General features: G+C 64.7%; 23 protein-coding genes. 16 read left to right on the forward strand and 7 right to left on the reverse strand.

The annotated features are described in order from the left end of the window. Window positions 1–14 precede the first annotated feature (14 nt). Window positions 15–3,266 carry a TonB-dependent receptor domain-containing protein gene (locus ACM9ME_RS13955; protein WP_415644072.1) on the reverse strand — a complete coding sequence of 1,084 codons (3,252 nt, stop codon included), beginning with the start codon at window positions 3,264–3,266 and terminating at the stop codon, window positions 15–17. Between the two features lie 224 nt (window positions 3,267–3,490). Between ACM9ME_RS13955 and ACM9ME_RS13960 the strand changes: the two genes are divergently transcribed. Next, on the forward strand, window positions 3,491–4,021 hold the full coding sequence (locus ACM9ME_RS13960; RefSeq protein ID WP_415644073.1) for a hypothetical protein: 531 nt from the start codon (window positions 3,491–3,493) through the stop codon (window positions 4,019–4,021). Here the strand turns inward: ACM9ME_RS13960 and ACM9ME_RS13965 are convergent. After that, window positions 4,018–4,218 carry a DUF2093 domain-containing protein gene (locus ACM9ME_RS13965; RefSeq protein WP_415644074.1) on the reverse strand — a complete coding sequence of 67 codons (201 nt, stop codon included), beginning with the start codon at window positions 4,216–4,218 and terminating at the stop codon, window positions 4,018–4,020. The genes ACM9ME_RS13960 and ACM9ME_RS13965 overlap by 4 nt on opposite strands. A 7-nt stretch (window positions 4,219–4,225) precedes the next feature. Further along, entirely contained in the window at window positions 4,226–5,593 is a 1,368-nt protein-coding gene (xseA, locus tag ACM9ME_RS13970; protein ID WP_415644075.1) for an exodeoxyribonuclease VII large subunit, read from the reverse strand. On the opposite strand from xseA, the gene purD reads away from it, so the two are divergent. From purD to ACM9ME_RS14005, 7 genes are read left to right on the forward strand one after another with little or no spacing between them, the layout of a single operon-like run. Then, window positions 5,592–6,851: a phosphoribosylamine--glycine ligase gene (gene purD / locus ACM9ME_RS13975; RefSeq protein ID WP_415644076.1), complete on the forward strand. Its 1,260-nt coding sequence runs from the start codon at window positions 5,592–5,594 to the stop codon at window positions 6,849–6,851. The genes xseA and purD overlap by 2 nt on opposite strands. Next, a complete protein-coding gene (locus ACM9ME_RS13980) occupies window positions 6,848–7,276 on the forward strand; it encodes a hypothetical protein (RefSeq protein ID WP_415644077.1) in 429 nt (142 codons plus the stop codon). Before purD ends, ACM9ME_RS13980 begins: the two co-directional genes overlap by 4 nt. A 31-nt stretch (window positions 7,277–7,307) precedes the next feature. Then, complete coding sequence (locus ACM9ME_RS13985) at window positions 7,308–8,381, forward strand: murein hydrolase activator EnvC family protein (protein WP_415644078.1); 1,074 nt, start codon at window positions 7,308–7,310, stop codon at window positions 8,379–8,381. 26 nt (window positions 8,382–8,407) lie between these two features. Next, window positions 8,408–9,730, forward strand: a complete 1,323-nt coding sequence (locus ACM9ME_RS13990) for a S41 family peptidase (RefSeq protein ID WP_415644079.1) — start codon at window positions 8,408–8,410, stop codon at window positions 9,728–9,730. After that, window positions 9,727–10,185 (forward strand): disulfide bond formation protein B, encoded by a 459-nt coding sequence (locus ACM9ME_RS13995; protein WP_415644080.1) that lies wholly within the window; start codon window positions 9,727–9,729, stop codon window positions 10,183–10,185. The genes ACM9ME_RS13990 and ACM9ME_RS13995 overlap by 4 nt, the downstream gene beginning before the upstream one ends. Next, entirely contained in the window at window positions 10,182–10,697 is a 516-nt protein-coding gene (locus tag ACM9ME_RS14000; protein WP_415644081.1) for a demethoxyubiquinone hydroxylase family protein, read from the forward strand. Before ACM9ME_RS13995 ends, ACM9ME_RS14000 begins: the two co-directional genes overlap by 4 nt. 43 nt (window positions 10,698–10,740) lie before the next feature. Beyond that, on the forward strand, window positions 10,741–11,121 hold the full coding sequence (locus tag ACM9ME_RS14005; RefSeq protein ID WP_415644082.1) for a hypothetical protein: 381 nt from the start codon (window positions 10,741–10,743) through the stop codon (window positions 11,119–11,121). Between the two features lie 114 nt (window positions 11,122–11,235). Here the strand turns inward: ACM9ME_RS14005 and ACM9ME_RS14010 are convergent, their stop codons facing one another. Next, a complete protein-coding gene (locus ACM9ME_RS14010; RefSeq protein ID WP_415644083.1) occupies window positions 11,236–12,972 on the reverse strand; it encodes a DUF885 domain-containing protein in 1,737 nt (578 codons plus the stop codon). 46 nt (window positions 12,973–13,018) lie between these two features. Between ACM9ME_RS14010 and ACM9ME_RS14015 the strand changes: the two genes are divergently transcribed. From ACM9ME_RS14015 to ACM9ME_RS14045, 7 genes are all read left to right on the forward strand, one after another. Beyond that, the gene (locus ACM9ME_RS14015; RefSeq protein ID WP_415644084.1) at window positions 13,019–13,528 is read left to right on the forward strand and encodes a DUF2306 domain-containing protein; all 510 of its coding nucleotides are present in this window, start codon (window positions 13,019–13,021) and stop codon (window positions 13,526–13,528) included. A 19-nt stretch (window positions 13,529–13,547) separates the two neighbouring features. Next, window positions 13,548–14,921: a peptide MFS transporter gene (locus tag ACM9ME_RS14020; protein ID WP_415644085.1), complete on the forward strand. Its 1,374-nt coding sequence runs from the start codon at window positions 13,548–13,550 to the stop codon at window positions 14,919–14,921. A 44-nt stretch (window positions 14,922–14,965) separates the two neighbouring features. After that, window positions 14,966–16,210 carry a putative DNA modification/repair radical SAM protein gene (locus tag ACM9ME_RS14025; protein ID WP_415644086.1) on the forward strand — a complete coding sequence of 415 codons (1,245 nt, stop codon included), beginning with the start codon at window positions 14,966–14,968 and terminating at the stop codon, window positions 16,208–16,210. Window positions 16,211–16,239: 29 nt separating this feature from the next. Further along, window positions 16,240–16,737, forward strand: a complete 498-nt coding sequence (locus ACM9ME_RS14030; protein ID WP_415644087.1) for a hemerythrin domain-containing protein — start codon at window positions 16,240–16,242, stop codon at window positions 16,735–16,737. Then, a complete protein-coding gene (locus tag ACM9ME_RS14035; RefSeq protein ID WP_415644088.1) occupies window positions 16,734–18,125 on the forward strand; it encodes a UdgX family uracil-DNA binding protein in 1,392 nt (463 codons plus the stop codon). The genes ACM9ME_RS14030 and ACM9ME_RS14035 overlap by 4 nt, the downstream gene beginning before the upstream one ends. A gap of 104 nt (window positions 18,126–18,229) precedes the next feature. Then, window positions 18,230–20,152, forward strand: coding sequence for an OPT family oligopeptide transporter (locus ACM9ME_RS14040; RefSeq protein ID WP_415644089.1), 1,923 nt, complete (start codon window positions 18,230–18,232; stop codon window positions 20,150–20,152). Between the two features lie 18 nt (window positions 20,153–20,170). Then, on the forward strand, window positions 20,171–20,803 hold the full coding sequence (locus tag ACM9ME_RS14045; RefSeq protein WP_415644090.1) for a DedA family protein: 633 nt from the start codon (window positions 20,171–20,173) through the stop codon (window positions 20,801–20,803). Here the strand turns inward: ACM9ME_RS14045 and ACM9ME_RS14050 are convergent. From ACM9ME_RS14050 to ACM9ME_RS14060, 3 genes are all read right to left on the reverse strand, one after another. Continuing rightward, window positions 20,800–22,179 (reverse strand): DUF1501 domain-containing protein, encoded by a 1,380-nt coding sequence (locus ACM9ME_RS14050; protein WP_415644091.1) that lies wholly within the window; start codon window positions 22,177–22,179, stop codon window positions 20,800–20,802. The genes ACM9ME_RS14045 and ACM9ME_RS14050 overlap by 4 nt on opposite strands. 5 nt (window positions 22,180–22,184) lie before the next feature. Then, the gene (locus ACM9ME_RS14055) at window positions 22,185–23,879 is read right to left on the reverse strand and encodes a DUF1800 domain-containing protein (RefSeq protein ID WP_415644092.1); all 1,695 of its coding nucleotides are present in this window, start codon (window positions 23,877–23,879) and stop codon (window positions 22,185–22,187) included. Between the two features lie 93 nt (window positions 23,880–23,972). Further along, window positions 23,973–24,638 (reverse strand): nitroreductase, encoded by a 666-nt coding sequence (locus ACM9ME_RS14060; RefSeq protein WP_415644093.1) that lies wholly within the window; start codon window positions 24,636–24,638, stop codon window positions 23,973–23,975. A 76-nt stretch (window positions 24,639–24,714) separates the two neighbouring features. On the opposite strand from ACM9ME_RS14060, the gene ACM9ME_RS14065 reads away from it, so the two are divergent. Next, entirely contained in the window at window positions 24,715–25,884 is a 1,170-nt protein-coding gene (locus ACM9ME_RS14065; protein ID WP_415644094.1) for an acetyl-CoA C-acetyltransferase, read from the forward strand.

A 25,884-nucleotide genomic window follows, 5' to 3' on the forward strand; every position in this document is an offset into this window, starting at 1 on the left:
GTTGATCTGCGCGATCAGAACTTGAGGCGCGCACCCACCGAGTACTTGCGGCCCAGCGCGTCGTACGTCGACGGGAAGGTGTTGCCGCTGTTGAAGGCAGTCGAACCGGCATAGTTCGCACCGATGACCGGAGCCTGCTTATCAAGGATGTTCTGGGCCAAGATGGTCAGGTCCAGATTCTTGGTCAGGCCGAAGCGCAGCGACAGATCGAAATAGTCGTACGCCTTGATCTCGTTGAAGTTGAACGTCTTGCCGGCACCGTAACCGGCATAACCGGCAGGGGTGTTGTTCAGCACAGCTTTGTTCGTCGGACAGGTCGTGCTCGTTGCCGGCAACGTGTTGATGTACGGGAACAAGCAGTGGTTCGCGAGAGTGAAGCCGCGAGCGAGGAAGTCGCTCTCGGTGCCTTCATACTTCACCTTCGAGATGTGGCGCCACAGGAGCGATACATCAACGTCACCGAAGGTCAGCGTGGTGCGCTGCGACCACTGATACTTCGGCTGGATGCCGCCGCAGTTCGTGGAGAACAACCCAGTGCAGTCACGATCATACGAGGTCGCGCTGTTCTGGTTCGCCTTGAAGTTCGACGAGAAGGTGTAGTTCCCGGTGAAGCTCAAGCTCAGCTTCGTGCCCTCACTGAACGAGTCCATGAAGTGGAGCGGCGTGCGATAGTTGATCGCCACGTCGATGCCGTCGGTCTTGAGCTGGCCCTGGTTGGTAAGCGCACCAAACAGGCCCTTCGAGATCGCCGGATCGCCGTCGAGGCCACCGGTCAGCGTGTTACGACGGATCTGGGTACAAGCCACATTCGTCGCTGCATTCGCCGGGAGGCCTGCGCCGCCATTGCCAGCCGTCGCGCCACCGAAACAGGACTGGATCAAGTCGGCCGTGGTTGGCGTCGTGATCGCATCCTTCACCTTGATGTGGTAGTAATCAACGGTTGCGCTGAATCCCGACAGGAAGGTCGGCTGGAGAACCACACCGAAGGTGTAGCTGTCCGACTTTTCAGGCTTCAGAAGCGGGTTACCACCGGTCGTGATGTTCGCCTGGCCAGCGGTCGGCGCCTGAATGGTACCGACGTTACCGGCGGTTGCACCCTGAGCGATACAAACCGCCTGCAACGCACCCGTTGGGCCGGCCGAGGTGCGAACACCAGCAGCGCTGAGCGAGGCGCAGGGGTCAGTACCGAGCGAGGTCAGAACCGTATTCTGCGGCGCGAACAACTCACCGATGTTCGGCGCGCGGACCGCGTGCGAATAGTTACCACGGAACTTGATGTCGCGGATCGGTTCCCAAGCACCGCCGACCTTCCAGGTCGTGGTGTTGAACTTCGGGTTGGTCGGCGTGCCGATGGTGTAGTGCGAATAACGGACCCCACCTTCGACCGACAGGCTGTTGAAGAACGGCTTGTCCTGGACCAGCGGCACGGCGACTTCGCCGATCGCTTCATACACGTCATACGAACCGTCGATATCCGGGGTCGCGCCACCGGCGCCACCCAGATCACCCCCCTTGGACAAAGCGTCCGAACGGCGCTGACCAGTGTATTTGCGATATTCGCCGCCGACCGCGAAGCTGATCGCGTCGGTTGCGAACGGGCTCGCCACGCCGAAGTCGCCGCTGATGACCGCACGCGCCTGAGCAAGCGTGGTCTTCAGGAAGGTCGACGATTCAGACTGCAGGAACGCGGCCTGAGCAGCGGTGATCGAACCCTGGGGACCGAACACGTTGACGGGGACGCACTTGTTCGCGGTGTTGATACAGGTCGTTGTGTTGTTCGCCAGCAAGCCCTGCACGAAGCGCGAGTTCAGGGTGTAACCCGTGATGCGCTGACGGTTTTCGGATTCGCCATAGCCACCCGAAACGTCCCAATTGATCGTGCTGGTGATACCGCCCTTGAAGCCGAGACGATAGTCGAACAGCGTCGTATCGAATTCGCTAGAACGCGGACCGCCTTCGACAAGACGACGGCTAAGCGAGATGGCCGGGTTTGAGTTGATGGTTTCACCCGGCGCAATCACGCCGTCGCCATTGGCGTCGAACGGGATGATCGTGTTCAGACCGATGACGCGATAGTTGGGATCGCCCGGACCGGTCGCCGTGCGCCCCGCGGCGCATTCGGCCGGGGTGAAGCGCGGACGATAGCCGGCCGCCGTCGGATCGACGTCGAAGGCGCAGAACTGGTTCGCGAGACCGGCGGGCAGATACGGGTTGTTGAGGTTGGTCGCGACAGCGATGCCGAAAGCACCCGACGGCGCGATGATCGTCTTAACCGCGTTCTTCGAGAAGAGGCCGCGGGTATAAACTTCGATCGCGTCCGAAATCTGATAATTGGCCGCGCCGTACATGTTGTAACGCTTAAACGGCGTTTGAAACACGTTGTACGGGTTGAAGTTGAACAACTGACCGGTGCCGGTCGTGCCAGCCGCCGGATTAATGAACACGGTGCCGTTGTTCGCGGTCCCCGCAAGGTTGCGCGTACCGGTGACGCGCGACGGAACCGCCGTGCCCGAACCGCCCAGCGTGCCCGAGAACGAGTCGATCGAGTCACGCGAGAAGTCGCGAGCACCCTGATAGACCGGGTCCGATTCCTGATAGCCGATCGAAAACACCGCATTGCCGCGGCCGTCGTCGAAGTTCGCACCGATGGTCACGTCGGCACGCAGATAGTTGCCGTCGCCCTGTTCGGTGATCTTTTCACCCAGCGACATTTCGATGCCCGAGAAGTTCTTCTTAGTCACGAAGTTGACGACGCCGGCAATGGCGTCGGCACCGTAAGTGGTCGAAGCGCCACCGGTCAGCGCGTCGACGCGCTCGATCAGTGCCAGCGGGATGTTGTTGAGATCGAACACGCCGGCGAGATCGGCGGGAACGATGCGGTTGCCGTCGATCAGAACCAGGTTGCGGTTCGAGCCGAGGCCGCGAAGGTTGACATTTGACGCGCCGCCGTTGCCGTTGTTAACGGCCGAACCGACGTCGGGAACGATACCCGGAATGTCGCGCAGAACTTCTTCAGCGACGTTGTTCTGGCGAAGGTTGATTTCTTCGGCCGTGGTCACGTTGACCGGCTGGGTCTGCGCCAGATTGGGGTTCGACAACAGCGAACCAGTCACGACGATGGTCTGACCTTCGTCAGCCGTCGCAGCCGCATCGGCGGTCGGGTTGGCAGCAGTCGCCTGCCCTTGGGCATGAGCAGCGCTGGTGATCAGCGAGCCGGCGATTATGGTCGACGCGAGCAGCGAGCGACGCGTTGAGGAGCTAAGCATTCGTATGTTCCCCTAGCTAGGACCGGACATTTCCGGGCCTTGAAAGATCTTGGTTCACGGACCCCCCACGGAATCCGAATAAGCCGACTTACGGGCCGCGCCCGCCGCGATGCAACATGAACAGCACATTACCTGCCGTTATCCCGACACCCTGTGGTTTTTTCGTCACAGGTTTGTCATCGGCCGCGTGGCACGGCATGAAGTCGCTGAAAATTCCGGAGAGTATGATGAAAGCCCTGCTGCCCCTCGCCGTGCTCGCGCTCGCCGGAACATCGCTCGCCGCGGCCGATGCGCCCCCGGCGGCGCGCCCCTACACCGCGTTGCAGGCGTGCCGCGCCATCGCGGATCCGGCGCAGCGCCTCGCCTGTTACGACAGCGCCGCCGCCGCGCTCGACACCGCCACCAAGAATCAGGACGTGGTCATCGTGGACCGCCAGGAAGTCAAAAAAGCGCGCAAGGGCCTGTTCGGCTTCAACCTCCCGCGCATCGGCTTCCTCGCCGGGCGCGAAGGCAATGTCGACGATCAGGCCGATGAACAGACGCTCGACGATACCGTCGCCAGCGCGCGACCGCTGCCATACGGCAAATGGCGTATCACGCTGACCACCGGGGGTGTTTGGGAAACGGTGGAGGTCGACAGTCGCTTCACCGATCCGCGCCCCGGCATGGCGGTCAACCTGACCAAGGGCGCGATGGGCAATTACTTCCTGAAAGTCGCCAAGGGCCGCGCCATCAGCGCTCGCCGGATCGGTTAGGCGACAGTAACCATCGCCCGCGTCGCCAGTTCGGCGCTGGCATAGGGTTCCTGCCGCGCCACGCTCCAGTAACGCAACTCGTCGAGGGGAATGCGTTCGCCTGACGCCGCGCAGATGACATGATCGCCAGATGCGAGCAGGCGGAATTGATTGGCCATATAATGGAGCCGGGCGGGCCGCCCTGCGGACATCAGCATGTCATGATCAGCCTTCGAACAAATTGGGTTGTTGCGGCGGAGAATAGGCGCGGCGTGGCGCGCCCTCAACCCGTACGGCGATCTCGGCGTCGCTGAACTTGAGGTTGAGCGCGGCGGCCTTGGTCGCGGCTACGGCGCTGATCAGCGGTTTGCCGTTACGGTCCATGACCAGAGCGTAGCCGCGCTTGAGCGGTTTTTCGGGATGCAGCTGTTCGGCGAGCCGCCACAATCCGGCCAGCCGATCCGCCGCCGCCGCCGCCTGACGTTGCAGCACGGCGGGGCGCAGACCGCCGCTGGTCCGGGCGAGACACTGTCCCGCCGTCGCCGCGCGATCCGACAGGCCACGGCGCAGACGTTCCGCGAGGTCGTCGATTCGTTGCGCTTGCGGTTGGAGCAAGGCCTGCCGCTCGGGCAGCCGCGCGGCGGCGATGTCGAGCCGTTCCTGCCCGCGTTCGACGTAGCGTCGGGCGCACCGCAGCGTTCGAGCGCCGCTCGCATCGATCTGGGCGAGCAATTCGAGCCGCACCGGCACGGCCATTTCGGCGGCTGCGGTTGGGGTCGGCGCGCGGGCGTCGGCGGCGAAATCGCACAATGTCGTGTCGGTCTCGTGCCCGACCGCGGAAATGACCGGGATCGGCGACGCGGCAACCGCACGGACGACGACTTCTTCGTTGAAGCTCCACAAATCCTCGATCGACCCGCCGCCGCGCGCGACGATCAGGAGGTCGGGCCGCTGACCTGCGGGCATCGCGCCGAAGCCGGTGATGGCGGCGGCGATCTGTTCGGCGCTGCCCTGACCCTGCACCAGGACGGGCCAGACGGTGACATGACTCGGGAAACGATCGGCGAGCCGATGCAGAATGTCGCGGATCACCGCGCCGGTGGGCGAGGTAACGACACCGATGTGGCGGGGGACGTAAGGCAAGGGTCGCTTGTTCGCCGGATCGAACAGCCCCTCGGCCTCGAGCGCGCGACGGCGCTTGTCGAGCAGCGCGAGCATCGCCCCCTCGCCCGCCAGTTCAAGGCTTTCGACGACGATCTGGTAGCGCGAACGGCCGGGATAAGTGGTCAGCTTGCCCGTCGCGATGACTTCGATCCCGTCGGCGGCGGCGAAGGCGAGGCGGCGGAACACGTCCTTCCACATCACCCCGTCGATCAGCGCCTTGTCGTCCTTGAGGCAGAAATAGGCGTGCCCCGAAGCGGCGGGTCGCCACCCCGAAATCTCGCCTCGGATGCGAACATGGGAGAAACCGCTTTCGACATGGCGCTTGAGCAGGTGCGACAACTCGCTGACGCTCATCGGCGCCGCGTTGCTCCCCGCGGGCACGTCGGCTACCAGCGGCGGAGATGCAGGGTCGGCGAGCAAATCGGTCATGAATATCCTGCTGGTGGGCGGCGGCGGACGCGAACATGCGCTCGCCTGGAAGCTGGCGCAATCGCCGAGCCTGACGAAACTCTACGCCGCGCCGGGAAATCCGGGCATTGCGCACCACGCCGAATTGGTGCCGCTCAACATCGCCGACAAGGGCGCGGTGGTCGCATTTTGCGGCCGCTTCGCGATCGACCTGGTGGTGATCGGGCCGGAACAGCCGCTGGTCGACGGGCTGGCCGATGCGCTGCGCAATGCGGGAGTTGCGGCATTTGGGCCGGGTGCCACGGCGGCACAGCTTGAGGGATCGAAGGGTTTTACCAAGGATTTGTGCGCGGCGCACAATATTCCGACCGCTGGTTTTGAACGCGTAACTGGTGCGGAGGCGGCGCTGGCGGCGGTGGACCGGTTCGGTGTGCCAGTGGTCATCAAGGCGGACGGACTGGCGGCGGGCAAGGGCGTCGTCGTGGCGATGACGCTGGCTGAGGCCGAAGCGGCCGCGCGAGATGTCTCTGGCGACGCGGTCGTCGAAGAATTCCTGACCGGTGAGGAAGCCAGCCTGTTCGTCCTTACCGACGGCACGACCAGCCGGGTTTTGGGCAGCGCGCAGGATCACAAGCGCGTTGACGAAGGCGATACCGGTCCGAACACCGGCGGCATGGGGGCATATTCACCCGCAACGGTGCTGACGCCCGAGCTCGAGGCGCAAGCGATGCGCATGATCGTCGAGCCAACCGTCCGCGCGATGGCCGAAGCGGGCACACCGTTTATCGGCGTGCTTTATGCCGGTTTGATGCTGACGGCGACCGGGCCGCAGCTTATCGAATATAACGCCCGCTTTGGCGATCCCGAGACGCAAGTGCTGATGCCGCTAATCGAAGGCGATCTGGCGGCGATTCTCTACGCCTGCTCGACCGGGAGATTGGCTGAGGCCGAATTCGCTATTTCAAACCAGGCCGCGCTGACCGTCGTAGTGGCGGCGGAAGGCTATCCCGGCGAACCGCGCAAGGGAGGCTCCATCACCGGGATCGACGGGGCTGAGGCGGTTGGCGCGATCGTGTTTCAGGCGGGCACGCGGCTGCGGGACGGCCAACTCGTCGCCAATGGCGGGCGCGTGCTGGCGGTGACGGCGACGGGGCATGATGTCGCCGAAGCATCCGCACGCGCTTATGCCGCCGTGGACAAGATCGACTTTGCCGACGGGTTTTGCCGCAGTGACATCGGCTGGCGCGAAATCGAGCGGCTGAACAGGGACGGGCCATGACCACCACCGAAGTCTTGCATCACTATTGGCCATTGATCGCCGTCCTGCTGGCGGTCGCGCTGCTGCTGGTGATCGTGCTGCGGCGCGGACGCGGGCAGCGGGTCAACCTGACCGAGCGCGACACGTCGACGCGGACGCTCGACCGGCCGGTGGTCGCACCAGCCGCCGCGCCTTTACCGCAACTGACCGACAGCGAGCTGACGCGGCTCAAGGGTGTTGGGCCAAAACTCGCGGCGGCGCTGTCGGGCGAAGGCTGTGCCACGCTGTCCGCGCTCGCGGCGCTCGACGAGGGGCAGCAGGCCGATCTCGACGCGCGGCTGGGCCCGTTCGCCGGTCGCGTCCGCCGCGACCGGCTGGTCGAGCAGGCGCGTTTGCTGAACGAAAGCCCCGCCGCCTACGAAGCCACCTTCGGCAAGGGCGCCTAGGCTGAGGCATTTCGCCGCATCGCTCGCGCTGTTGCTGGTCGGCGCCGCGCCGCCCGATCCGGCGGCGCTCCTACGCGCCCAACGCACCTCCGAAGCCGACGCGTCGCGGTTCGCGCAAACCGCGCGCAACGCGACTGATTCCGCTGCGAAAGCACGGGCACTCGCCGGCGAACTCGACGCGCGCATCGTCGCGTCGCGCAACGCGGTCGCCGTTTCGCAGGCGCGCCTGTTCGACATCGATGCCCAGCGCCGCACTCTCGAGGCGCAGCTTGCCGAGAAGCGCCAACCGATTGCACGCCTGATCGCTGCGCTGGTTGCGCTGCAACGCCGACCCGCCGCGCTGGCCTTGGTTCACCCCGCTTCGCTCGACACGCAGGCGCATGTCCGCGCGTCGATCCGCGCGCTGGTCCCCGCCATCGAGGCGCGCACCGCAGGGTTGCGCGCGCAAGCGGCAATGCTCGATCGCGTTCGCGCTTCGGCGCTGTCCGAACGCCAGATCCTCTCCATCGCGCAGACCCAGTTGGTGGCGCAGCAGGCCGCGCTCGGTCGCTATGCAGGTTCTCGGCTCCGCGCCGCCGAGGATGCGGCGGGCCGGGGGCTGACCGCGCAGGATCGCGCACTCGTTCTGGCCGACGATGTCGAGCGGCTGCAACGGGCGATCGACGAAGCGCGAGCCGACACGGCCACCGCCGCGCGGCTGGGCGCGTTGCCGCGTCTGCTCGCCCCCGCCGGACCGGTCCAGGCGCGCGTCGCCTACACCCTGCCCGCCGGAACATTGGTGACGGGATTTGGCGAGCGACTCGACGACGGGCGACGTTCGGCGGCATTGGTCTTCGCGCCCTCGCCCGGCGCGATCGTCGGCGCGCCACGCGGCGGGCGTGTCGCCTTTGCCGGCACGCTCAAAGGCTATGGCCGCGTCGTCATTGTCGAGCATGCCGGCGGGCTGACCAGCGTCATCGCCGGACTCGCCGACCTGTCCGTCGTGCGCGGCGACCAGGTCACGGCGGGAGCCCCTGTGGGCCACGCGCTCGCCGTCGATCCCGCCATCCGGCTGGAACTGCGCCAGAACGGCACCCCCATTGCACCGACGCGACTTGCGGGGTGAGCCGTGCCGCGCGTAAGCTCCAGGCCATGAAGAACGCGCTCCGCCTCGCCCTGGCCACCTCCGCCGCTGCGATGATCCCGATACTCACCGGGGCGATGGGCAGCGTCGATCCGTCGACCGCGAAGGAACTCGACACGTTCATGGAGGTGTTCGACCGCGTCCGCGCCGATTATGTCGACAAGGTCGACGACAAGGTGCTGATCCGTGGTGCCGTCGACGGCATGCTCGCCGCGCTCGACCCGCATTCGGGATACGAGGCCGGCACCGACTACGCCAATCTGCGCGCGCAGACCGATGGCGAATATGGCGGCCTGGGCCTGACTGTCACGATGGAAGACGGCGCGGTCAAGGTGATCACCCCCGCCGAGGACACGCCGGGCGCCCGGGCCGGGATCAAGTCGGGCGATTACATCACGCATCTGAACGGTCAGTTCATCGTCGGCGGGACGCTGGACGAAGCGGTCGACCAGATGCGCGGCAAGCCCGGCACGACGATCATGCTGACCCTCGTACGACCCGGTCGCGACAAGCCGTTCGACGTCACACTGACGCGCGAGATCATCAAGCTGCGCCCGGTCAAATGGGAAGTGAAGGGCGATGTCGGCTACATCAATATCAACGCCTTTTCGCGCGACACCGGCGGGGCCGTGCGCGCGGCGCTGATGGGTGTCGACAAGGCGCTGGGGCATCAGCCCGCGGGCTATGTCGTCGATCTGCGCGAAAACCCCGGCGGCTTGCTGGACGAGGCGGTCGCGGTCAGCGACGCGTTCCTCGACAAGGGCAATATCGTGTCGCAGCGCGGCCGCGATCCGCGCCAGAACGAAAGCTGGGACGCCGCGCCGGGTGATTTCGCGCACGGCCTGCCAGTCGTCGTGCTGGTCGATGCGGGCTCAGCCTCGGCGGCAGAGATCGTCGCCGGCGCTTTGCGCGACAATCGCCGCGCGATCGTCATGGGCGAACGCAGCTTCGGCAAGGGATCGGTGCAGACCGTCGCCCCCTTAAGCGAAAACACCGCGCTGCGCCTGACCACCGCGCGTTACTATACGCCGTCGGGCAAGAGCATTCAGGAAGGCGGCATCGAGCCCGACATCATCGTGCCGCAGCTGACCGACCCCGATTACAAGGATCGCCCGCGCATCCGCGAGGCCGATCTGCGCAAGCATCTGCTCAATCAGGCGAAGGTCGACAACTCAGTCCTCGAATCGGACGCCAAAGCCGATCCGCGCTTCGCCGCGACCCCCGAACAGCTAAAAGCCAAGGGCATCGACGACTTCCAGCTCGATTACGCGCTGAAGACCGTCGCGCGCCTCGCGACGACGACGCCGACACGGGTTGCGGCGCGCAAGTGACACCGCTTGCCCGCGCCAACGCTCTCGCGCTTGCCGCGCCCGCCATCGCCATGGCGGGGGCGCTGGGCTCGCAATATATCGGCCACCTCTATCCGTGCGAGATGTGCCATTGGCAGCGCTGGCCGCACGAAATTGCCATCGCGCTGGCCATCCTCGCCTTCTTCCTGCCGCGCGATCCGCGCCGCAGCTTGATCGGGCTCGCCGCCGTCGCGATCCTGATCTCGGGCGCGATCGGCATTTTCCACGCCGGCGTCGAATATCATTGGTGGGAAGGCTTCACTACCTGTTCGCGCACTGGTGGCGCGGTAACCTTGGATAGCATCATGGCGACGCCAATGATCCGCTGCGATTCCGCGCAATGGACGTTCCACGGCGTTTCGCTGGCAGGCTTCAACGCACTCTGGTCGATCCTTGGCGGGATCGGCGTGTTTGCTTTATTAAAGCGCGCACGATGATGGAGCCAGACACCAAATCGATGATCCGCGTCGATCAGGCGGGCGAATATGGCGCCACGCGCATCTATGCCGGGCAGCTCGCGATCATGGGGTCGCGGAGCAAGGCGGCGCGGACCATCGCGGGCATGGCGGCGCAGGAAGAGCGCCACCTCAGACGCTTCAACGCGCTGATCGCCGAGCGCCGCGTGCGGCCGACCGCGCTGCAGCCGTTGTGGAGCGTCGCGGGCTATGCGCTGGGCGTGGCGACCGCGCTGATGGGACCGGAAGCCGCGATGGCCTGCACCGCCGCGGTCGAGACCGAAATCGACAAACATTATGCCGATCAGCTGCGCGAGCTCGGCGACAGCGATCCCGAACTCAGTGAAAGCATCGCCGATTTCCAGGCCGAGGAACTCGAACATAAGGAACAGGCGCTGGCCGCCGGTGCCGAACGCGCGCTTGGCTATCCGTTGCTGTCCGCTGCGATCCGCGCGGGATGCCGCGCCGCAATCCAATTGTCCAAACGCATCTAGACGCGACATCGTGCGTTCAGGTCAAAGCCCCAAGGATGGACCGATGAAGAAACTGCTTGCCGCCGCCCTGCTCCTGGCCCAGATGACGGCGCCCTTGCCCGCACTGGCGCAGGATCGCGTGCTGACGATTTTCGGCGAGGACAAGTGCCCCGAAAACACGATCTGCGTGCGCGCCAAGGAAAGTGAACGCTTCCGCATTCCCAAGGATTTGCGCCAGGACGCGATCATCGCCCCAAACCGCCAGGCCTGGGCCGCGCGCGCGCAATCGACGATCGACGCGGGCGCCAAGACCGGCACGGGCAGCTGCACCGCGGTCGGCCCGGGCGGTTACACCGGCTGCTTCGTCGAACAGGCCCGCGCCGGCAAAGCCGAACGCGCCCAGGCCGCGAAACAGAATGCGACCGGGCTGGAAGACGGAAATTAGGGTAAGGATTTTCGTCACCCCGGATTTGATCCGGGGTCGATTGGCGCTCCGTCCAAAGCCGAAGACCAATGGACCCTGACTTTCGTCAGGGTGACGGCTAAGCCGATTATTAAATTACGCCTTACGCGCCGCGATCCAGCGATTGATTTCCGCTTCGAGCACGTCGAGCGGCACCGCACCCTGCCCGAGAACCGTGTCGTGGAACGCGCGCAAGTCGAATTTCGGCCCCAGTTCCTGTTCAGCGCGCAAGCGCAATTCGCGGATTTTGAGCTCACCCATCTTGTAACCGAGCGCTTGTCCCGGCCAGCTGATATAGCGATTGACCTCCGCATCGATATTCTTGTCGCTTAACCCCGTTTCGGTGCGCATGAACGTCACCGCCTGCGCCTTCGACCAGCCTTTCGAATGTACGCCGGTATCGACGACCAGCCGGCACGCCCGCCACATCTCGTAGCTCAATCGCGCCATGTCGCGCTGTGGCGTGTTGTACAGTCCCATCTCGATACCGAGATGCTCGGTGTAGAGCGCCCAGCCCTCCACATACGCGGTGAAACCCGCGACGTATTTGCGGAATTCGGGGAGGTCGAGCTCCTGCTGCAGCGACAGCTGCGTCTGATGCCCCGGCGATGCTTCATGCGCGGTCAGCGCGGGCAGTTCGTACAAGGGTCGCTGGTCGAGCCGTGAGGTGTTGACCCAATAGGTTCCGGCGATGCCGCTGGCGATGCTGCCCGGCTGCGAATAAGCGGTGGTCGTCCCCTCCGCGGTCTCCGCGGGGATGGCCTTCACGCCGTAGGTCAGCCGCGGCAACTTGCCGAAATAGCGCGGCAGCAAGCCATCGATGCGCTTGTTCTGGTACGCCGCCGCCGCAAGCAATTCCTCCGCGTTACGCGCATGCTGCGCCGGATCGGCGGTCATCTGCGCGACCATCGCCTTGCGGTCGGCAAAGCCGTTCTTGCGCGCCAGCGCGTCCATCTCGGCGCCGATTCGCTTGACCTCGTTCAGCCCGATTTGATGAATCTGATCTGGGGACAGCGCAGTCGTGGTGCGGCGCGCGACCTGCAGCGCATACCAATCGCGACCCTGCGGCAGGTCCGCCGCGCCGACGGTCGCGCGGCATTTATACTCCTTGCCGTACCACTCGGCGATCTTGCCATATTCGGGCTCGACCGTCCCCTTGATCACCTGCGCCGCGCGGGTTTTCAGCGCTGCCCAATCCGCATCGCTGACCGTTGCGGGCTTGGGGCGCAGGAACGGCTCGTAGAACCGCGATTGCGCGACATCGGGCTTGATCACGCCGGTGATGGTGCCGGCCATCCCGTCGAGCACCGCGCAAGGCTGAACATAGCCCTGCGCCACCGCCTGGCGGCTGATCTTGAGATATTCGGTGTTCTGCGCCGGGAATTTACCGAGGCGCGTCAAATAATTGTCGTAGTCGGCGCGGGTCGAAAACCGCAGTCCTTCGGGCAGCGACGCGAACCCCTGCCACCAGCTATAGTAACTGGTGAACAGCATTTGCCGCTCCCCGAACTTCGCTGCGGCCACATCCTCGCGCAGCAGGCGGGACAGGATCGCCTTGTTGATGCGGCCCTGCTCATCGAGCCCGGCATCGGAAATCGCGGTCAACCGGTCGAGAAAACCCTGTTCGTCGCGCGCCTGCCGGTCCTGATTGGCAAGGCTCGGATCGCTGACCAGGGCATCATATTCGTGATGGCCCAGCCCCGACGCCTGTTCGGGATTGTTGGCCAGATACCATGCCCAGTGATCGGCGATGGCCTTTTGCAGATCGGTGGCGGGAGCAGCCTGGGCGGCCGAAGCGATAAGCGCGATCGCGCTGACGAAGGACTTGAGCATGCGCCGATGTTAGCGCATCGTCGCGCGGGGTCGAGGGGCGATATTCATGGCGACGGCGGCGTTGATTGCGGAAAAGCGGCATCCGTTCGCGCCCGACGTCTATGAACGCATCCTCGCGTTCGGTGCCGCGATCCTGCTCGCCGCGATGGTCACGGCAATCCTCAAGGGGCGCGCCGATTGGGGACAGATCATCTGGCCGGTGTGGTTTCACCTCGCCACGATGACCGTGGCTTTGGTGCTGACGCCCGTCATGCTGTTGCGTTCGCGCGGGGATCGCCTGCACCGCCAGCTCGGCTGGGTCTGGTCGACGGCAATGCTGCTCACCGCAGTCGACAGCCTGTTGATCCGCCAGGTCAACGCCGGCGGTTTCTCTTTCATCCATATCCTCAGCGTGTGGGTGGTGATCCAGGTGCCGGTCATCATCCTGTCGGCACGCGCGCATAATCTGAAGCGCCATCGCCGCGCGGTTCGCGGCATGGTCACCGGCGCTTTGCTGATCGCCGGATTCTTCACCTTCCCCTTCGACCGCCTGCTCGGCCATTGGCTGTTCAGCTAAACAGGACGACCTTCCGACCATGAGCATTGCCGAACCCGGCGAGCCCGAACTCGCCCCCGCGCACGACCGCAGCTTTGTCGGCCATCCCAAGGGGCTCGGCTATCTGAGCTTTACCGAGGCGTGCGAGCGATTTTCCTATTACTCGATGCAGACGCTGCTCGTGCTGTACATGGTCAAGTACCTGCTGCTGCCCGGCCATATCGAAGGCGTCATCGGTCTCGATTGGTTGCGCGCGCATATCTTCCCCGGCCTCGACGGCCAGCCGTTGGCGAGCGCGATTTTCGGCACGTATACCGCAATGGTCTATGGCACCCCGCTGCTCGGCGGGGTCATCGCCGACAAATTGCTCGGGCGGCGCACGACGATGATCATCGGCGGATTGCTGATGGCACTCGGTCATTTTCTGATGGCGTTCGAGGGCAGCTTCTTGTTCGCGCTCGGTGCGCTCGTCATCGGTGTCGGGTTCTTCAAAGGCAATATCGCCAGTCAGGTCGGCGCGCTCTATTCGGATACCGACCTCCGCCGCGCCATGGCGTTCCAGATCTTCTACATTTTTATCAATGTGAGCGTGATCGCCGCGCCGCTGATCTCGGGTACGCTGGGACAGAATGTCGGTTGGCATTGGGGCTTTGGTTGCGCGGGCGTGGTCATGGTCACCGGCCTCGGCATCTATTTGTCGGGCAGCCGCTATCTGCCGCCCGACAATCTGCGCAAGGCCAGCGAGCCCAAAATTCCGCTGACCGGCGACGACTGGAAACGCATCGCCTCACTGCTCCTGCTCGTCCCCGTGATTGCAGTGGCGCTGTTGACCAATCAGGAAATCTTCAACGCCTATCTCGTCTGGGGTGACGCGCACTTCAACCTGACTTTTGCTGGCAAGACACTGCCGTCGAGCTGGCTGATCACACTCGACGCCACACTCAGTTTTTCGATGCTCGTCGTCGTCGCGGCGTTCTGGAACTGGCGCGGCAAACGCGGTTGGGAACCCGACGAACTCGGCAAGATGATCATCGGCAGCGTGTTCACGATGGCGGGTGGCATGTGCCTGTTCGCCGCCGCCGCGACGCAAGGGGCGGGCAAGATCGGGCTGTTCTGGCCGTTCATGTTCCACCTCGTGAATTCGATCGGCTTCGCGCACATCCTGCCGATCAGCCTGGCGCTGTTCACCAAGCTGTCGCCCAAATCGGTGACGTCAACGATGCTCGGCTTCTACTACCTCGCCTTCTTCGCCGCGAACGCGATCGTCGGTTATGTCGGCGGGCTGTACTCGTCGCTGCCGACGACGACCTTCTGGCTGATCCATGTCGCCAGCGCGGGCGTCGGGCTGGTCGCGTTCATCCTGTTCAAACTGTTCGTGTCCGATCCGATGAACCGCAAGGCAGCCTTGGCCTAAGTCACTGACTCGACACGGACGGCGGCGGAACCTATACGGAACATGTGGCCCAGCTCGACGTCCAGAAAAAGCTCGAAATTCTCGCCGATGCGGCGAAATACGATGCGTCGTGCGCGTCGTCGGGGACAGCCAAGCGCAGCTCCGCGGGCAAATCTTCGGGCATCGGGTCGACCGAGGGCATGGGTATTTGCCACGCCTACGCACCCGATGGCCGCTGCATTTCGCTGCTCAAGATCCTTCTGACCAACAGCTGCATTTTCGACTGTCATTATTGCATCAACCGCAAGAGCAGTAATGTGCGGCGCGCGCGCTTCACTGCAAAGGAGGTCGTCGACCTCACCCTAGCATTCTACAAGCGCAATTACATCGAGGGCCTGTTCCTCTCCTCGGGCATCATCCACACGTCAAACTACACGATGGAGCAGTTGGTCGAGGTCGCGCGGAGCCTGCGAGAAGATCACGGCTTTCGCGGTTACATCCACCTCAAGACCATCCCCGATGCCGATCCCGAACTGGTCGCGGCGGCGGGGCGGCATGCCGACCGCGTGTCGATCAATGTCGAGTTGCCTACCGTCCCCGGCCTCGCGCGCCTCGCACCCGAAAAGTCGATCGACCAGATCGAAGGCGCGATGGGCGACATGAAGCTGTCGATCCTCGACGCGCGCGACGCGAAAAAGCATTTCAAATCCGCGCCGCGCTATGCCCCCGCCGGCCAATCGACGCAGATGATCGTCGGCGCAGACAGTGCGACCGATGGCGACATCGTAAACCGCGCGAGCAATCTTTACGACCGCTTCGGCATGCGCCGCGTCTATTACTCGGCGTTCTCACCGATCCCCGATGCCAGCGCGGTTTTGCCCCTAAAGCGTCCGCCGCTGATGCGCGAACACCGGCTATATCAGTCCGACTGGCTGATGCGCTTTTACGGTTTCGCGCCGAAGGAAGTTGTCGCCGCAACCGACGACGGCATGCTGCCGCTCGACATCGACCCAAAGCTCGCCTGGGCGCTCAAGTTCCGCGAAAGCTTCCCTGTCGACGTCAACCGTGCGCCGCGCGAAATGCTGTGGCGCGTGCCCGGTCTGGGGACGAAAGCGGTCAAGGCGATCCTGCAAATCCGCCGTCACCGTAAATTGCGGCTCGACGATCTGGCGCGGCTGACCGTGTCGGTCGCCAAGATCCGCCCGTTCATCGTCGCCGCCGATTGGCGTCCCATGTTCCTGACCGACGCCGCCGATCTGCGCGCGAGACTGACGCCGCCGGCGAAACAGATGGAGCTTTTCGCCGCCTGAGCGTTTCACCCCTGAACAGGAGAAACGGCATGGCTGACGTCACGATTTTCGACCGCTTGAAACAGGACCACGACAAGCACCGCGCGATGCTGGTCGAGATCGCCGACAGCGCGGGCGATGCCGACAAGCGCGGCAAGCTCCTCGAGGCGTTCCGCATCGAAGTGTCGGCGCACGCCGCCGCCGAGGAACAGACGCTTTACGCCACGATGCTCGCCGACCCCGAATTGCAGGAGGACGGCCGCCACTCGGTTTCCGAGCATAAGGAAATCGAGGACATGATCCTCCACCTCTATGAAGTGAAGGTTGACGGCGCGGCGTGGCGCAAGGGGTTCGACGAACTCCGCACCGAATATGACCACCACATCACCGAGGAAGAGGAAGAAATGTTCCCCGAAGCGGCGGAGCGGATCGACGACGCCCAGGAAGTGGAACTCGCCAAGATTTTCAACGAGCGCAAACCCCACGAAATCGAAAAGGCCGAAGAGACCGACCCGGTCGAAAAGGCCAAGGAGGAAAAGGAAGATTGAGCGCAGCACACGCGCTGCAAACCTCTGCCATCGCCCTGCCCGCACCGGACGATTTCGACGCGTGGCGGGACGCGGCACGCGGGTTACTGTTGGCGCGCGTGCCGCCCGAAGCGGTGGTGTGGCGCGTCGGCGAGAGCGATGACCTGTTCGCCGCGCCGCCGCCCCCGGCCGCCGGTCTTGTCGGCAATCTCACCGTCCCCAAGTCATTCCTGACGCTGGCGCAAACCGCGATCCTGCATTCGGACCATGAGCGGTTTGCCCTGCTCTATACCCTGTTGTGGCGGCTCCAGACCGACCGCGCGCTGATGGACGACCATGCCGATCCGCTGGTCGACCGCCTTGAAGATATGGCCAAGGCGGTCCGCCGCGACATCCACAAGATGCGCGCGTTCCTGCGGTTTCGGGAACTGGACGGCAGGTTCGTCGCGTGGTTCGAACCCGAACACCACATCGCCCGCCACAACGCCGGCTTCTTCATCCGCCGGTTCGCGACGATGCACTGGTCGATCCTCACGCCCGAAGTGTCGGTGCATTGGGACGGCGAGACACTGACCGAAGGCCCGCCCGCGTCCAAGGCCGATGCCCCCGCGGGCGATCCGGTCGAGGAGGTGTGGAAGACCTATTACGCCAACATCTTCAACCCCGCGCGCGTCAAGGTTGGTGCGATGTTGAGGGAAATGCCCAAGAAATACTGGAAGAACATGCCCGAGACTGTGCTGGTCCCCGAACTGCTGGCCAAGGCGCAGGCGCGCGAAACCGCGATGGTCGAGCGTTCTCGCACGAGCGTCGGCGGCAACGCGCAAATCGCATGGGAACGGCTGCGCGAGGAAGCCATGCACTGCACCCGCTGCGACCTCTACAAATGCGCCACGCAAACCGTGTTCGGCGAAGGCCCGGTCGATGCGCCGCTGGTGCTGGTCGGCGAACAACCGGGCGATCAGGAGGATCTGGCGGGCCACCCGTTTGTCGGTCCAGCGGGGCAGAAACTGGACGAGGCGCTGGCGGATGCGGGCATCGACCGCGCCAAAGCGTACGTCACCAACGCAGTCAAACACTTCAAATTCGAACAGCGCGGCAAGCGGCGCATCCACTCCAAACCCGGCGCGGGCGAAATCGAGGCATGCCGCTGGTGGATCGACCAGGAGCGCGCGATCCTGTCGCCCAAAGTCACCGTCGCGCTGGGTGCCACCGCCGCGCGCAGCCTGTTCGGCAAGGTCATGACGATCAACGCCAATCGCGGCCGCGCGCTCGAGCTCCCCGGCGGCGGTGAGGCATGGATCACCGTTCACCCCAGCTACCTCCTGCGCATCGACCCCGCGCAACAGGCGGACGAATATGCGCGCTTCGTCGATGATTTGCGGATGGTGCGGGCGCGCCTCGCCGCCTGAAAAAGCTGTCCTACACCGGCCCGCATGTGCCAGTGTCTCCACAGCGAGATTGACGGGGCGAATTGAATGACATTGGCACATGTGAATCGTGTGAACTTGGCCCGATGACGCCCGATCGCTCGCTGCCCGAAATCACCGTGCGCGGCGTGCTGCTGGGCATCGTTCTGACGTTCCTGTTCACCGCCGCGAACCTGTATCTGGGGCTGAAGGTCGGGCTGACCTTCGCCACCTCGATCCCCGCCGCGGTCGTCTCGATGGCGCTGCTGCGCGCGTTCAGGGACGCCAACATCCTCGAGAACAACATCGTCCAGACGGTCGCATCGGCGGCGGGGACGATCGCGTCGGTGGGCTTCGTCCTGCCCGGCCTGATCATGACCGGATGGTGGACCGGCTTTCCGTTCTGGATGAGCTTTTCGGTGTGCGCGGTCGGCGGCATCCTCGGCGTGTTGTTCTCGGTGCCGCTGCGCCGCGCGCTGGTGACCGGTTCGGACCTGCCGTACCCCGAAGGCGTCGCCGCCGCCGAAGTGTTGAAAGTCGGCAGCGCGGGCGCGGAAAGTGCGGCGGAGAACCGCGCGGGCCTCCGCACCATCGTCATGGGGTCGGTCGCCGCCGTCGGTTATTCGCTGACCGCCGCAATGGGGCTGACAGCGAGCGCGATCACCAAATGGTTTCGCATCGGGCCGGTCGGCACCGGCGTGGATTTCGGCATGCAGCTGGCGCTGGTCGGCGCGGGGCATCTGGTCGGGCGCGCGGTCGGGCTGGCCATCGGTTTCGGCGTCGTCATCGGCTTTTGGGTGGTGACGCCGATCCTGACATTCATGCAGCATAATCCCGAAGCCGCCGAACTGGTCTGGGCCAAGCAAGTCCGCTTCTTCGGTGTCGGCGTGATCGGCATCGCGGCGATCTGGACGCTGGCGATGATCGCACGGCCGGTGATCGGCGGGCTCCTGCAATCGATCGCGGCATCGCGCGCGCGCAACGCAGGCAAAACGCTGGCCATCGAGGAACGGGATTTGAGCGTCGGCACGATGGGCATCGGCATCATCGCGATGCTCGGACTGGCGGGCGTGGTGCTGTACATTTTCGCCGCCAGCGGACCGCTGGCCGCATACGCCCTGCCGCTCAGTATCGGCGGGCTGGTCTATGTGTTTGTCATCGGCGTGCTGGTGTCGGCGGTGTGCGGCTACATGGCGGGGCTGGTCGGATCGTCCAACTCGCCGGTTTCGGGGCTCGGCATTCTCGGCGTCGTTGCGGCGGCGGGTTTGCTCGCTTTGTTCGTCAAGCCGGGCCTGCCGGACGGCGCCAACGCGCACCTCGTCGCCTTCGCGCTTATCGCGACCGCCATCGTGTTCTGCGCGGCGACCATCGCCAATGACAATCTGCAGGATTTGAAGACCGGGCAACTGGTCGGCGCGACGCCGTGGAAGCAACAGGCGGCACTGGTCATCGGCGTATTGGCCGGGTCGGCGGTCATCCCCGGCGTGCTCGATCTGCTCAACAAGGCCTATGGCTTCGCGCCGCTCGTCGGCACCGCCCCCGCCCATCCGCTCGGCGCGCCGCAAGCGACGCTGATCGCGACTTTGGCGCAGGGTGTGCTCGGCAAGGGTCTGGACTGGACTTTGATCGGCAGCGGCGCGGCATTCGGTGTGGTGTTGATCCTGCTCGACATCATCCTCAAACGGAGCGGTCGTTACGGCTGTCCGCCGCTCGCGGTCGGCCTTGGCATCTATCTGCCGATGGGGGCGACGCTGCCCGTCGTCATCGGCGCGCTGATCGGCGACTGGTTCGATCGTGCCGCGAAGGACGACGAAACGCGGCGGCGCGGCGTCCTCCTCGCCTCGGGCTTCATCGTCGGCGACGGGCTGTTCGGCGTGGCACTGGCGGGGCTGATCGTCGCCACCGGCAGCGGCTCGCCATTGGCCCTGGTGGGCGAGAGCTTCGCGACTCCCGCCATCTTCACCGGCGCATTGCTGTTCGCCGCACTGACGGTGTTGACCTATCGCCGCACCTTGCGCCCCGGCGGCTGAGCTTTAGGGGGCGCAGGCATGGGGCTGCTGGATCAGGTTATCGCCGTCGTCGCCGGCTGGGCCACTGCGGTCGTGCTGGCGCTTGGCCTGCCCGGCATTACCTTGCTCATGGCCATCGCCGCCGCGTGCGTGCCTTTGCCCAGCGAAGCGATCCTGCCGTTCGCGGGTTATCTCGCCTCGCTCGGCCATTTCAGCATCCTCGGCATCGTCATCGCGGCGGTGATCGGTGAGAATATCGGCGCGGCGATCGCTTACCAGATCGGCAAGCGCGGCGCCCGGCCGTTCATCGCGCGCTATGGCCGCTGGCTGTTGCTCGACGTCCACCATCTCGATCTTGCCGAGCGTTTCTTCTCGCGCTTCGGCAGCGCGGCGGTATTGATCGGGCGCATGCTGCCGATCGTCCGCGCGTTCGTCGCCTTGCCCGCGGGCCTCGCGCAAATGAACCGCGTCAAATTCCACGTGTTCACGACCATCGGCTCGATCGTCTGGTGCACGGCGCTGGCCACCATCGGCGAACGCTTGGGTCGCGCGTGGAACACCGATCCGCGCGTGCATGACGCGTTTCGCAGCGCCGAACTGGTGATCGTGCTGGTCGTCGTTGCGCTGATCGCCCTGATCGTCTGGAGCAAGCTGCGCCAGCGCAAGACCTAGACGAAGCCGATATTCGCCGCCCCGTAATTGCCGATATTGGGCAGCACCGTCGGCAAATCGCTGGCACTGACCCCGAACCAGCTGGCCAGGGTCGCACCATATTGATCGACCGAGGTCGTCGGGACCAGCCGCCCCTGCCCGACATCGTCGGCGGTGTTGTTCCCGACCGCGGGCGCGGTGCCATAGAACCGCCCGCCCTTGACCGCGCCGCCGACGACGAAATGATGGCTGCCCCAGCCATGATCCGACCCGTCGTCGTTCGACGTCAGCGTCCGCCCGAAATCGGACGCGGTGAACGCCGTGACCTTGTCGGCCACGCCCAAAGTCACCGTGGCATTGTAGAATGCGGCCATTGCATCCGCGACCTGTCCGACCAATCCGCCATGTTTGGCGACCAGCGCATCGTGCAAATCGAACCCGCCGAGCGATACGAAGAACACTTGCCGCTTGGCACCCAGTTCCTGGCTGACCGCGACCATCCGCGCGACCATCTTCATCTGATCGGCCAGGCTGTTGCCGGCGGGAAATGTCGTGAAGTTGCCCGCCGGCACACCCGCCAGCGCACCGCTGACCTGCGCGTAAAGATCGAGCGAGCGCCCCGCGACCTTGCCATGCTCGTTCGCCAGATTGTTGGTCGCGTTGGTCGCGGTCATCAACGATTTGAGCGCCGACGATGCGGTGGCCGAACCATACAGGCTCGACGACGCGTTGAGCGCCACGGGCCCGTTCGTGCCGATGGCATATTGCACCGCCGCCTTGCCGGTCAGATACACCGCATTCCCGGCGACGCTGATACACGTCAGCGATGCTGTACCGTTCCCGGACTGGAACAGGTCGCCCAGCCGCCCGCCCCACCCGCTCGCCGCGCCTTCGGGGCTGGAGGCTTGCCAATAGCTTTGCTGGTCGTTGTGGCTGAACAATTTGGGCGGCAGCGGCACGCTCGCCTGTTGATATTGCGTCTTGGTGGTCGGGCGGACCAGCGTGCCGACGTTGAGCACCGTCGCCATCTTCCCCGCAGTCCATATCGGCAAGAGCGAAGTCATCGTCGGCGCGAGCGCATATTGCCGTCCGCCCGGCAGCGCGACGGTGGGCGTCAGCGCGGTGGCGGTCAGGTTCGCCCGGGCATGCGCGATGTTGGCGCGCTCGGCGAAATACAGGTCGTAACTTGCCTGGTCGTAGGGCGGCAGCGTATTCGCATAATCGTTGCCGCCGTACAGGAAGATGCACACCAGCGCCTTGTAATCGCTGGCGGTTGCCGCCGCCGCTTCACCGATCGCCGCGAGATTGGTGACGAACGGCGCCGCTGCCCCGGCAATGCCCATCGCCCCCGATCGCTTGAGGAAGGCCCGGCGCGACTGATCTCCACGGTAAACCATCGCGCTCACCTCAATGTCAGATAATCGGGCGACGCCATCGTCAGCAGGATGGCGGTATAGACCCGGTTGGCGGTGTTCGCCGCGGCGATCGAGTCGACCGCGCTGCGAATGGTGGCGATCGTCGCGGCACTTAATTGTCCCGCGGCGACGATGATGTTGACCTCGTCGACCAACGCCGCGCTATCCGCAGCCTTGGCGGTGATCGCGGTGTAATCGGCCTTGAAATCGCCCATCCCGTTCTGGATCAGCGTCTGCATGAAGTTGATATACGCGATGGTCGAGACTTCGTTGGTCACCTGGAATTCGGGCGCGACCAGCCCGGCGGCGGACAATGTCGTGGCGGGCGGGACATAGCCTGGCCGCCACCAGTTGAAGACCGATGGACTGCGCCCCATCGATTCCCCCAGCCGGTTGTTCTGGCTGCTGGTATCGCCGATCGGCCAGGCATTGGACGCGCTGGTCGCGCCGAACGCGCGGGCCCAGCCGGTCAGCCGCATCACCGGTTCGCGCAGCTTGCCGGCATTGGCGCCCGTCGGCACCGTCCGCGCCTCATCGTCGAGCAACAGCGCACGCACCGTCGCCTTCAAATCGCCGCGCGTACCGCTGCCGTTATTGGCGAACACCGCCGCGACGCGACCGACATAGGCCGCGCTGGGATTGCTGGTCACCAGGCGCTGGATCAACTGGCGCGACACGAACGGCCCGACATTGGGATGCGCGAAAATCGTGTCGAGCGCGATCTTGACCGCCCCGGCACCATCGGTTCCCGCCGGCACCGTCGCGCCCAGAAACGTCGACACACCCGTCTCATGCTGCCCGGCGTTGAAGATCAGCGGCCGCCGCAACCGGTCGGGGGTCGAATTGTCCGCCGAATCGAGCGTCAGGCCGGTGAACACGCGCGCCAGCCCGCTGACATCGGCGGGGACATAGGTTTCCTGCGCCGGCGTCTTCTCGGTTCCGTCGGCATTGAGCTGACGCAACCCGAGCGTGAACAACTGCATCAGTTCGCGCGCGTAATTCTCGTCGGGCTCGGCACCCGTGGCCGCATTGGCTTTCTTGTTGCCGAGGAACGTCAGGAACGTCGCCATCCCCGCATTGGTGGTGATCTTGTCGAGCAACGTGCGGAAATTGCCGAACGCGTTGTCGAACAGCACATCGACATAAGCGGCGAGCGCGAACTGACGCCAACTGACGTTCAGTCCCGAAATGCCGACCACCATGATTTCGAGCAGTGCGGTGGCGACGCGCTGGCGCAACTGATCAGGCTCGGCGAGCAACGCGCGCCACATCGACGGATCGAAGCCCGCCTCGCTATTGATGTACGTCGCGTTGTTATAGCCCTGCGCGACCAGATAGTCCCACAAGGTCTGGCCGCGCGGCTTGGCGAATTGCGCGTCGAGCCAGCCGGCATAACCCATCGACACGACCTCGGCGATATCGGCGCGGCTCGATCCCATCGCCGATTGCGCCAGAAAGCGCGACGCCTGGGTATCGCTGATCGTCGGCGGCGGTGGGCTGGGTGGCGGCGCGGGCGGCGGTGGCGGACTCGACCCCGTCGAACCACCCGACGGCGTGCTGCCGCCCCCGCCGCATGCCGCCAGCGCGAGCGTGGAGACCAGGATTTCACCAGGCATGCGCGACGGTGTTTCCACCTCCGGTGCATCGGCATATGGCACGACCGTCGGCTCTGTATCCAGCATGGTCCCCACCCTCCGGCACGATTCCCTCCGGAACCGCGTGGCGTAACTCTTGCCTAACGAAGGTTAACGTGGAGTGACCGGATTTACAAAGGCTTAGCCATGAAGCCGCAACCACTCCGGCGGCCCGGCTCGTTCCGACCGCAATTGGTTGGCCGGCTCGGTCAAATCTTCATGACCCAGCGCCATGCCGCAGAACAGCATGCGCCCGGCGGGCATGCCGATCGCCGCACCGACCGTCTGCGGATACATCGCCCAGCATTCCTGCGCACAGGTCGCGAGGCCGTCCTCGACCGCCAGCAACATCAGGCTCTGCAGGAACATGCCCAGGTCCGACCATTGCGGCGGCCCCATCCGCCGATCGATGCTGACGAACAACGCGACCGGCGCGCCGAAGAACGCGAAATTGCGCGCAAACCATTGCCGCCGCGCCGCCTTGTCGTCGCGCGGAATGCCGATATGCCCGTACATCGCCTCACCGACGGCAAAGCGCCGGTCCTTGTAAGGCATGTCGAGTTCGGTCGGATAAATCGGATATTCGGGCGTCTCGACTTCGCCCGCCATCAGCTTGCCGGCCATCAGCATCTTGAACGCGGCAAGCGGTTGGCCCGTCATCACATCGACATGCCACGGCTGAAGATTACCGCCCGAAGGTGCGCGCGATGCGGCGAGCAGCAATCGCTCGACCTGCGCCACATCGACCGGGTGATTGGTAAAACCGCGCACCGATCGTCGTGCCACCAACGCTTCGCTTACCCGCATCGCCATCTCCCTTGCGCCCGTCTCCGGCTTGGGCAATGGCAGACTCACAGGTTTACGTAAACGGAAAGGAACTTCGATGCCCGAGGCCTATATCGTCGAGGCGGTTCGCACCGCTGGCGGCAAGCGCGGCGGCAAGCTGGCGGGTTGGCATCCGGCCGACATGGCGGGGCACGTCCTCGACGCCGTGGTCGATCGCAGCGGTATCGATCCCGCAGCAGTCGAGGACGTCATCATGGGCTGCGTCAGCCAGGGCGGCGAGCAATCGTTCCAGGTCGGGCGCGGCGCCGTGCTCGCATCCAAGCTTCCCGAAAGTGTTCCTGCGGTGACGATCGACCGCCAATGCGGCAGTTCGCAACAAGCGATCCAGTTCGCCGCGCAGGCGATCATGTCGGGAACGCAGGACGTGGTCATAGCCGCCGGCGTGGAATCGATGACGCGCGTGCCGATGGGCTCGACCGGCATGCTGTTCCATCAGGCGGGTTTGGGCAAAGCAAAGTCGTCCCGCCAGGAAGCCCGCTATCCCGGCGTGCAATTCAGCCAGTTCATGGGCGCTGAAATGATCGCCAAGAAATATGGCTTCACCCGCGATCAGCTCGATGAATATGCGCTCGAAAGTCACCGTCGCGCCGCCGCCGCTACCGAACGCGGCGACTTCAAAGCCGAAATCGTGGGTCTCGAGATCGACACGCCCGAGGGCGAGCAGTGCCACACCGTTGACGAGGGCATCCGTTTCGGCGCGACCTTCGAGGGTGTCCACGGCGTTAAATTGATCAGCGAAGGCGGTGTCATTTCCGCCGCCAATGCCAGCCAGATTTGCGATGGGTCGTCCGCGGTGATGGTGGTCAGCGAACGCGCGCTCAAGGAACATGGCCTCAAGCCGCTGGCGCGTATCCACAACCTTACCGTCACCGGCGGCGACCCGATCGTGATGCTCGAAGAGCCGCTGTTCGCCACCGACAAGGCCTTGAAGCGCGCCGGCCTCAGCATCGCCGACATCGACTTGTACGAGGTCAATGAGGCGTTCGCGCCGGTGCCGATGGCGTGGATGAAGCATACCGGCGGCGATCACGCCAAGCTCAACGTCAACGGCGGCGCGATCGCGCTTGGTCATCCGTTGGGCGCGTCGGGTACCAAGCTGATGGCGACGCTCGTTCACGCGCTGCACAAGCGCGGCGGGCGCTACGGCCTGCAGACCATGTGCGAAGGCGGCGGGTTGGCCAATGTTACCATTGTGGAGCGTTTGTAA

The organism is Sphingomonas antarctica (genome assembly GCF_965137005.1).
Classification (GTDB): Bacteria; Pseudomonadota; Alphaproteobacteria; order Sphingomonadales; family Sphingomonadaceae; genus Sphingomonas_O; species Sphingomonas_O antarctica.

Excerpts from the sequence above, each read along its gene's own strand:
- ACM9ME_RS13955 (WP_415644072.1), bottom strand. The coding sequence starts at position 3,266 with ATGCTTAGCTCCTCAACGCGTCGCTCGCTGCTCGCGTCGACCATAATC.
- ACM9ME_RS13960 (WP_415644073.1), top strand. The coding sequence starts at position 3,491 with ATGATGAAAGCCCTGCTGCCCCTCGCCGTGCTCGCGCTCGCCGGAACA.
- ACM9ME_RS13965 (WP_415644074.1), bottom strand. The coding sequence starts at position 4,218 with ATGCTGATGTCCGCAGGGCGGCCCGCCCGGCTCCATTATATGGCCAAT.
- purD (WP_415644076.1), top strand. The coding sequence starts at position 5,592 with ATGAATATCCTGCTGGTGGGCGGCGGCGGACGCGAACATGCGCTCGCC.
- xseA (WP_415644075.1), bottom strand. The coding sequence starts at position 5,593 with ATGACCGATTTGCTCGCCGACCCTGCATCTCCGCCGCTGGTAGCCGAC.
- ACM9ME_RS13980 (WP_415644077.1), top strand. The coding sequence starts at position 6,848 with ATGACCACCACCGAAGTCTTGCATCACTATTGGCCATTGATCGCCGTC.
- ACM9ME_RS13990 (WP_415644079.1), top strand. The coding sequence starts at position 8,408 with ATGAAGAACGCGCTCCGCCTCGCCCTGGCCACCTCCGCCGCTGCGATG.
- ACM9ME_RS14000 (WP_415644081.1), top strand. The coding sequence starts at position 10,182 with ATGATGGAGCCAGACACCAAATCGATGATCCGCGTCGATCAGGCGGGC.
- ACM9ME_RS14005 (WP_415644082.1), top strand. The coding sequence starts at position 10,741 with ATGAAGAAACTGCTTGCCGCCGCCCTGCTCCTGGCCCAGATGACGGCG.
- ACM9ME_RS14010 (WP_415644083.1), bottom strand. The coding sequence starts at position 12,972 with ATGCTCAAGTCCTTCGTCAGCGCGATCGCGCTTATCGCTTCGGCCGCC.
- ACM9ME_RS14015 (WP_415644084.1), top strand. The coding sequence starts at position 13,019 with ATGGCGACGGCGGCGTTGATTGCGGAAAAGCGGCATCCGTTCGCGCCC.
- ACM9ME_RS14020 (WP_415644085.1), top strand. The coding sequence starts at position 13,548 with ATGAGCATTGCCGAACCCGGCGAGCCCGAACTCGCCCCCGCGCACGAC.
- ACM9ME_RS14030 (WP_415644087.1), top strand. The coding sequence starts at position 16,240 with ATGGCTGACGTCACGATTTTCGACCGCTTGAAACAGGACCACGACAAG.
- ACM9ME_RS14040 (WP_415644089.1), top strand. The coding sequence starts at position 18,230 with ATGACGCCCGATCGCTCGCTGCCCGAAATCACCGTGCGCGGCGTGCTG.
- ACM9ME_RS14045 (WP_415644090.1), top strand. The coding sequence starts at position 20,171 with ATGGGGCTGCTGGATCAGGTTATCGCCGTCGTCGCCGGCTGGGCCACT.
- ACM9ME_RS14050 (WP_415644091.1), bottom strand. The coding sequence starts at position 22,179 with ATGGTTTACCGTGGAGATCAGTCGCGCCGGGCCTTCCTCAAGCGATCG.
- ACM9ME_RS14055 (WP_415644092.1), bottom strand. The coding sequence starts at position 23,879 with ATGCTGGATACAGAGCCGACGGTCGTGCCATATGCCGATGCACCGGAG.
- ACM9ME_RS14060 (WP_415644093.1), bottom strand. The coding sequence starts at position 24,638 with ATGCGGGTAAGCGAAGCGTTGGTGGCACGACGATCGGTGCGCGGTTTT.
- ACM9ME_RS14065 (WP_415644094.1), top strand. The coding sequence starts at position 24,715 with ATGCCCGAGGCCTATATCGTCGAGGCGGTTCGCACCGCTGGCGGCAAG.